This window comes from Rhizobacter sp. P3_C12, from assembly GCF_056402735.1.
Window position 1 is genome coordinate 1 of record NZ_JBFUGW010000299.1, and the last position, 7,041, is coordinate 7,041.

General features: G+C 71.1%; 11 protein-coding genes. 9 read left to right on the forward strand and 2 right to left on the reverse strand.

What is annotated here, in order from left to right:
- On the reverse strand, window positions 1-188 hold a 188-nt coding region (locus AC1DXV_RS29035), incomplete at its 3' end, for a hypothetical protein (protein WP_477936880.1).
- A 181-nt stretch (window positions 189-369) separates the two neighbouring features.
- Here AC1DXV_RS29035 and AC1DXV_RS29040 point away from each other — a divergent pair.
- The gene (locus AC1DXV_RS29040) at window positions 370-588 is read left to right on the forward strand and encodes a hypothetical protein (RefSeq protein ID WP_477936882.1); all 219 of its coding nucleotides are present in this window, start codon (window positions 370-372) and stop codon (window positions 586-588) included.
- A 1-nt stretch (window position 589) separates the two neighbouring features.
- On the opposite strand, the gene AC1DXV_RS29045 is transcribed toward AC1DXV_RS29040, so the two are convergent.
- Window positions 590-1,228, reverse strand: a complete 639-nt coding sequence (locus AC1DXV_RS29045) for a TetR/AcrR family transcriptional regulator (RefSeq protein WP_477868032.1) — start codon at window positions 1,226-1,228, stop codon at window positions 590-592.
- A 50-nt stretch (window positions 1,229-1,278) separates the two neighbouring features.
- Here AC1DXV_RS29045 and AC1DXV_RS29050 point away from each other — a divergent pair, with 50 nt between their 5' ends.
- The 8 genes from AC1DXV_RS29050 to AC1DXV_RS29085 all read left to right on the forward strand — a co-directional run.
- Complete coding sequence (locus AC1DXV_RS29050) at window positions 1,279-1,878, forward strand: hydrolase (protein WP_477936884.1); 600 nt, start codon at window positions 1,279-1,281, stop codon at window positions 1,876-1,878.
- A 28-nt stretch (window positions 1,879-1,906) separates the two neighbouring features.
- The gene (locus AC1DXV_RS29055) at window positions 1,907-2,254 is read left to right on the forward strand and encodes a hypothetical protein (protein WP_477874581.1); all 348 of its coding nucleotides are present in this window, start codon (window positions 1,907-1,909) and stop codon (window positions 2,252-2,254) included.
- A 221-nt stretch (window positions 2,255-2,475) separates the two neighbouring features.
- A complete protein-coding gene (locus tag AC1DXV_RS29060) occupies window positions 2,476-3,018 on the forward strand; it encodes a DUF2796 domain-containing protein (RefSeq protein WP_477874322.1) in 543 nt (180 codons plus the stop codon).
- Complete coding sequence (locus tag AC1DXV_RS29065) at window positions 3,012-3,743, forward strand: ATP-binding cassette domain-containing protein (RefSeq protein ID WP_477936886.1); 732 nt, start codon at window positions 3,012-3,014, stop codon at window positions 3,741-3,743. Before AC1DXV_RS29060 ends, AC1DXV_RS29065 begins: the two co-directional genes overlap by 7 nt.
- On the forward strand, window positions 3,740-5,014 hold the full coding sequence (locus tag AC1DXV_RS29070; RefSeq protein ID WP_477867063.1) for an ABC transporter permease: 1,275 nt from the start codon (window positions 3,740-3,742) through the stop codon (window positions 5,012-5,014). The genes AC1DXV_RS29065 and AC1DXV_RS29070 overlap by 4 nt, the downstream gene beginning before the upstream one ends.
- A gap of 14 nt (window positions 5,015-5,028) precedes the next feature.
- Window positions 5,029-5,682 (forward strand): DUF3299 domain-containing protein, encoded by a 654-nt coding sequence (locus AC1DXV_RS29075; RefSeq protein WP_477867065.1) that lies wholly within the window; start codon window positions 5,029-5,031, stop codon window positions 5,680-5,682.
- Window positions 5,683-5,826: 144 nt separating this feature from the next.
- Complete coding sequence (locus AC1DXV_RS29080) at window positions 5,827-6,021, forward strand: hypothetical protein (protein ID WP_477867067.1); 195 nt, start codon at window positions 5,827-5,829, stop codon at window positions 6,019-6,021.
- Window positions 6,022-6,169: 148 nt separating this feature from the next.
- Window positions 6,170-7,041 (forward strand): XdhC family protein (locus tag AC1DXV_RS29085; RefSeq protein WP_477936888.1); only part of this gene is annotated, 872 nt, incomplete at its 3' end.

Consider the following 7,041-nt stretch of genomic DNA (forward strand, 5'->3'; position numbering starts at 1 on the left):
AGCTTGACCTTTGCAAACGGTGCCAAGCTCAGGAACAGCAGGGCGGAGACCACGATGAGGGTCGTTGCGCGCCGGCGCTGCGCCGGGCTGGCCGCCTGGTCCGGCAGGAACGCCGGGCCGTCATCGTCAGATACTGCTGCTGCATCGTGCCCGATGACCGGCACGGCGGCGTCATGACTGATCCCCACGCCACCTCCCTGTCGACCGGCATGCCGGCCTGTGCGTGTGTATGTTCGTGTGCGTCTGATGAGCCCTTCCTTTATGCCCGGAAGTCGCGGTGCGTGCAACAAATGAAACCCGAAGGGAAGCCCCGTTGAAACACGCCGGCTGCACACTGCTGCACGACATCCCCGACCGAGCGAGGCCCTCATGAGCGATTCCCTGTTCCTGCCGCGTGAACTGTTCAACGCAGCGTCGGTGCCGGCGAAATCGACACACCAGGCGCCGCCCACCGACGCGGTGCTCGACGACCTGCGCCGCATCACGACACCGGTCGCCACCTTCGGCAGCGGACAGAAGAATCGCCGGCGCAAGCCGCGCGACCCGAACGCGCCCAAGGTCGACCTGTGGCTGGACCTGGCTGCCTGATTCAGGCCTGCAGTGCAGCGCGCAGATAGACGCGCAGCATCTCCTTCAGCTCTGCCAGCGCGGCACGCGTGCCCGGCGCCGCTTCGGTGTTCAGCGTGACCGCCGCCTTCATCACCTGCTGAACCGCCACCGACACCGCGGCCAGCCGCGCCTTCGTCAGGCCGGCCGCATGCGGCGCGAGGATCTGCGCCAGCTGCACGCGCATCGCCTGGCGCACCGCCTGCACCTGCTCGGCCGGCGCGCCCGGCGAGTCGACCAGCCGCGCGAACGACGGATGGGCGGCGCGGAACTCGATCAACGCGACCACCAGCCGCGCGCTCAGTTCATCGACATCCCAGCCGGCGCTCGCCTCGGCCATCGCGGCCAGCCGCGCCTGCAATTCGCCCGCCTGCAGCGCGATCACGCCCTGCGCCACCTCGGGCTTGGTCGGGAAGAACTGGTAGAGCGAGCCGATCGACGACTCGGCGCGCGCCGCGATCTCGGTCATCGTCGCCGCGTCATAGCCCCTCTCCGCGAACACCTGCGCCGCGGCGCCGAGCAGCACCTCGACGCGCTGGTGCCCGCGCTGGCGGCGCACGCGCTCCACGGGCGCGGCATCGCCCGCACCGGAGGCACTGGACTTTTGTGAGATCTTCCTCATAGAATTATTTTTGCGAGGACACCCTCACAAATAAGCCACTGAAGGATCCCATGCTATCTCTTGACTCCAGGCCTCTTGACCCCGCCCGCACCGCCCTCGTGCTGATCGACCTGCAGCAAGGCATCACCGGCTTCGGCCGCGCCCCGCACGACAGCGCCACGGTGCTCGCGAACGCCGCGGCGCTGGCCGATCGCTTCCACGCGCTGAACGCGCTCGTCGTGCGCGTGAAGGTCGGCTGGCACGCCGGCTTCCCCGAGCTGCTGACGCAGACCACCGACCAGCCCGCGCCCTTGCCGCCCGGCGAGTTGCCGGCGAACTGGTGGGACGACCCGGCCTCGCTGCCAAGCGCGCCCGGCGACCTGCAGATCGTCAAGCGCCAGTGGAATGCCTTCCACGGCACCGAGCTCGACCTGCAACTGCGCCGGCGCGGCATCGCGACGCTGGTGCTGGGCGGCATCGTCACGCACATCGGCGTCGAAGGCACGGCGCGCGCGGCCTGGGAGCTCGGCTACCAGCTGCTGATCGCCGAGGACGCCTGCAGCGCGCCGCTCGCCGAGCCGCACCTCGCGTCGATGCAGTACGTGATGCCGCGGCTCGGCCACGTGCGGCGCACGGCGCAGATCCTCGCGACACCGAACGACATGGCCTGACATTCAAGGCGCCGTCATACTGTCGGCCATGTTCGCTTCCCGTGTCGCCTGGCGCGTCCTGCTCGCGCTGCTGCTGGTGTTCAGCCAGCAGCAGGCGGTGCTGCACGTGCTGGGGCACGCGATGGAGCACCAGCGGCCATCGCTGGCGGCGGCCTCGTCCCACGCGAGTTCGGCCCAAGCGACTGACATCGACGCGCTATGCGCGCAGTGCCTGGCCTTCGCTCAACTCGACCACCCGGCCACGCCGCAGGTGGCGACACCCACCGGCTCGTCGGCCCGCTTCGAGTTGGCTGCGGCCGCGCCGGTCACCGCGCGGGATGCGCGCTTCGAGCCGGCCTACCTGAGCCGCGCCCCTCCTCGTTCGACGCTGTCCTGAACTGAACCCCCGTTCGCCCTGAGCCTGTCGAAGGGCCCGATCGTCCTGAGCTTGTCGAAGGACCTGAGCCTGTCGAAGGCCTTGCGCGCTTCGGGCACAACCCTTCGATGGACGGGCCTTCGACAGGCTCAGTCCCTGCTCAGGGCGAACGGAATCAAGAACCTCTTGGGCTCAGGGCGAACGGGACTCGTCGCCATTCGTCCCTACCGGATACACGCGTCATGAAGATTCATTCCCTGCTGCCGGCATGCGTTGCGCTGGCTTCTGCCTTCGCTTCCCTTCACGCCCTGGCCCACGAACCCGGCGCCCATGTGCACGGCGTCGCCGAACTGCGCGTCGTCGTCGACGGCCCGCAACTGCAGATCAGCCTCGAGAGCCCGCTCGACAACCTGCTCGGCTTCGAGCACGTGCCGCGCACCGACGTGCAACACACGGCAGTGCGCCAGATGGCACGCACGCTGCGCGATGCCGGCGGCGTGTTCACGCCGACCGCCGCGGCGCATTGCCATCTCGCCACCGTGCGGCTCGCGTCGTCGGCGGCACTCGGCGAGTCGATCGAGGCGACGCCGGCCGACGGCGACGGCCACGCCGACCTCGATGCCGACTTCAGCTGGACCTGCGACGCGCCGCAGGCGCTGGCCGGCGTCGATGTCGACCTGATGCGCCACTTCCCCAACCTGCGCCGGCTCAAGGTGCAGGTCGCCGCGCCATCGGGCCAGCGTGCGCTCGACCTGCTGCCGGGCCGCCGGAGCGTCGCATGGTGAGCCCGGCCCCTGCCCCCCTGCTGCAGGTGCAGCAGCTGCGCTTTCGCTGGCACCCCACGCTGCCGCCCTGCCTCGACATCGACGACTTCAGCGTGCAAGCCGGCGAGCGCGTGTTCCTGCACGGCCCGAGCGGCAGCGGCAAGAGCACGCTGCTCGGCCTGCTGGGCGGCGTGCTGGTGCCCGACGCGGGCCGCGTGACGGCGCTCGGCCAGCAGGTCTCCGCATTGCCTGGTGCCGCGCGGGATCGCTTCCGCGTCGACCACGTCGGCTTCGTGTTCCAGCAGTTCAACCTGGTGCCCTACCTGAGCGTGCTCGACAACGTGCTGCTGCCGTGCCGGTTCTCGGCGCTGCGCGCGCAGCGGGCGCTGTCGGCCTCCGATGGCGACCTGGTGCACGAGGCGCGCCGCCTGCTGGAGGCGCTCGACCTGTCGCGCACGCTGCTCACGCGTCCGGCCACCCAGCTCTCGGTCGGCCAGCAGCAGCGCGTGGCCGCGGCGCGCGCGCTGCTCGGCCGGCCCGAGCTGGTGATCGCCGATGAGCCGACCTCGGCGCTCGATGCGGCCACGCAGCAGCGCTTCATCGAACTGCTGCTGCGCGAGTGCAGTGCCGCGCAGGCGACGCTGCTGTTCGTCAGCCACGACCGGCGGCTGGCCACGCATTTCACGCGCGAGGTGGCGCTGGCCGAGTTGAACCGCGCCGCGGTGCTGCAGCAGGAGGCCGCATGAGACCTCTGCTGCAGATCGCGCTGAGAAGCGCCTGGAACCGCCGCGCAACGCTCGGCCTCGCGATCGCCGCGATCGCGCTGTCGGTCACGATGCTGCTCGGCGTCGAGCGCAGCCGGCTCGCGGCGCGCGAGGCGTTCGCGCAATCGGTGTCCGGCACCGACCTGGTCGTCGGCGCCCGCACGAGCCCGGTGCAGCTGATGCTGTACGCGGTGTTCCGGCTCGGCGAGGCGACCAACAACATCCGCTGGGCCAGCGCCGAGGCGCTCGCGAAGCGGCCGGGCGTCGCCTGGACGATCCCGCTGTCGCTCGGCGACTCGCACCACGGCTTCGCGGTGCTGGGCACGAGCACCGGCTACTTCGAACACTTCCGCTACGGTTACCGCCGGCCGCTGGTGCTGGCCGAGGGTCGCGCGTTCAGCGGCAGCATCGACGGCGTGTTCGAGGCGGTGGTCGGCGCCGAGGTCGCGCGCTCGCTGCACTACGCGATCGGCCAGCGCATCACGCTGAGCCACGGCAGCGGTGGCGAAGGCCTCACCGAGCACGCCGACAAGCCGTTCACCATCGTCGGCATCCTCGCGCCGACCGGCACGCCGGTCGACAGCACGGTGCACATCAGCCTGCAGGCGATCGAGGCGATCCACCTCGACTGGCAGGGCGGCGCGCCGATCCCCGGTCTCGCGATCGCGCCCGAGCTGGTGCGCAAGTTCGACCTGACGCCGAAGACGATCACCGCGGTGCTGGTCGGCCTGGACCAGCGCGGCGCGGTGTTCCGGGCCCAGCGCGAGATCAACGAGTTCGACGCCGAGCCGCTGCTGGCGGTGCTGCCCGGCGTCGCGCTCGACCAGCTGTGGCAGGTGGTCGGCGTGGTCGAGCGCACGCTGCTCGCGGTGTCGGCGCTGGTGCTGGTGGTCGGGCTGGCCGGGCTGGTGGCGGTGGTGCTGGCGAGCCTGAACGAGCGGCGGCGCGAACTGGCGATCCTGCGCTCGGTGGGCGCCGGGCCGCGCCACATCGCGGCGCTGCTGGTGGCCGAGAGCGTCGGCGCGACGCTGCTCGGCACCGCGCTCGCACTGGTGCTGCTGGCCGGCCTGTCGCTGCTCGCCGGGCCCTGGCTGCAAGGGCAGTTCGGCAGCGCGCCGGCGCCCGGCGTGTCGGGGGTGGGGGAATGGAAGCTGATCGGCCTGGTGCTCGCCGCCGGCCTGGTGGCGGGGGTGCTGCCGGCGTGGCGGGCCTGCCGCTTGTCGTTGTCGGACGGCCTGACGCCGCGCCTGTGATGAAAGGAAGCCTGATGAAAAGGATCGAGACAAAGACAGTCTGGAGTGGCGTGTTCGCGGCCGTGCTGGCCTTGTGCGGCGCCTGCAGCGATGCGGCCGACGGCCCGAAGGTGCCTGACAGCCCGAAGACCGATGCGGCCGACTACCGCATCGGCGACAAGCTGGCGCCGGCCGTCGCGGCGCGCGCTGCGAGCGCGGCGGTGGCCGGCGGCTACAAGCTGACGACCTGGGAGGACCTGACGCCGAAGGACTGGGACCCGATGAAGGACGTGCAGGCGCTGAGCTTCCGGATGTTCGGCGACGGCGACCCGCGCGCGCAGGCGGCGCTCGACCGGTTGAAGCGGGCCTGGAACAACGCGCCCACCAATGCCGCGATGGACCAGCAGCGGGTGCGCATCGCCGGCTTCGTCGTGCCGCTGGAGGGCGAGAGCGACCAGCTGCGCGAATTCCTGCTGGTGCCTTATTTCGGTGCCTGCATCCACGTGCCGCCGCCACCGGCCAACCAGACCATCCACGTGAAGCTCGCGAAACCGCTGGCCGGCGTGCGCACGATGGACGCGCTGTGGGTCAGCGGCACGATCCACACCGCGTTCAGCGACACCGCGCTCGGCAGCTCGGGCTACCGGATGGAGGGGGATGCGACGGAGGCGTATCGGCGCAGCCGGTGAGTCCATGGGCGCGGCTGTCCGCCGGCGCCGCAGCTGATCCCCGCGTTCCGGCAGTTGGTCGCAAGCCGCTGGGCGCGCGAGGGGCGGACTCCTAGAGTTCACTCCATCGCAGCCCCGCTGCCCTGCCACACCCAGGAGCCCACCATGACCAGCCGCCTCTCCGCCGTCGCCTTCGTCTTCGCCCTGCTCGCCACCGCCTCGCTCGGCTTCGCCGCGCAAGCCCACACCGCGGCACAGACGGCCGCTCGCGCCAAGGCCGACGCCGAGTCCCGCATGCCGGTGATCCAGATGCCGGCGGTGACGGTGATCGGCAAGCGCGTGCAAGCCAACGACGCCTGACCGCCGCCCTGCCCCACAGATTCCTCCCCGCCTGAAGCCATCTCCCATGTGATCTCCGGCTTCGGGCGTTTTTTCTTCCGTGGCCTTGCGCCGGCAAGGCCCTTGCTGCCCGCGCTACGATGCCTGTCCCTCCCCGACCCGCTTCGCGATGGACAGCCTCGACCTGCAAGTGCTCACCCAGGCCCGCCAGTGGCGCGCCGACGGCCACGCCGTCTGGCTGGTCACCGTGCTCGAGACCTGGGGCTCGGCCCCGCGCCCGCCCGGCGCGCTGCTCGCGATGCGCGACGACGGCCTGGTGGTCGGCTCGGTCTCCGGTGGCTGCGTCGAAGACGACCTGATCGAGCGCGTGCGCACCGGCGAGCGCGTTGCGCGCCCGCAGCTGATCACCTACGGCGTCACGAAGGAAGAAGCCGCCCGCTTCGGCCTGCCCTGCGGCGGCAACCTGCGGCTGGTGCAGGAGCCGTTGCTCGACACCGCCTGGGTCGACGAGGTGCTCGAGCGCACGCAGCGGCATGAACTCGTCGCCCGCCTGCTCGACCTCGACAGCGGCACGGTGCAGGTCGAGGCCGCCTCGCGCGGCGACGGCTTCGCGTTCGACGGCCGCCGGCTGCGCGCGCTGTTCGGCCCGCGCTGGCGGCTGTTGATCATCGGCGCCGGCCAGCTCTCGCGCGTGCTGGCGCAGATGGCGCTGGCGCTCGATTTCGAAGTGACCTGCTGCGACCCGCGCGAGGAGTACCACCTCACCTGGGACGTCCCCGGCACGCAGTTCAGCAAGGCGATGCCCGACGACCTGGCGCTGGAGATGCAGCTCGACCCACACAGCGCCGTGGTGGCCGTCACGCACGACCCCAAGCTCGACGACATGGTGCTGCTGGAGGCGCTGAAGTCGCCGGCGTTCTACGTCGGCGCGCTCGGCTCGCGCAGCAACACCGCGAAGCGCCGCGAGCGGCTCGCGATGTTCGACCTGTCGCCCACCGAGATCGACCGCCTGCACGGCCCGATCGGGCTGAACCTGGGCGG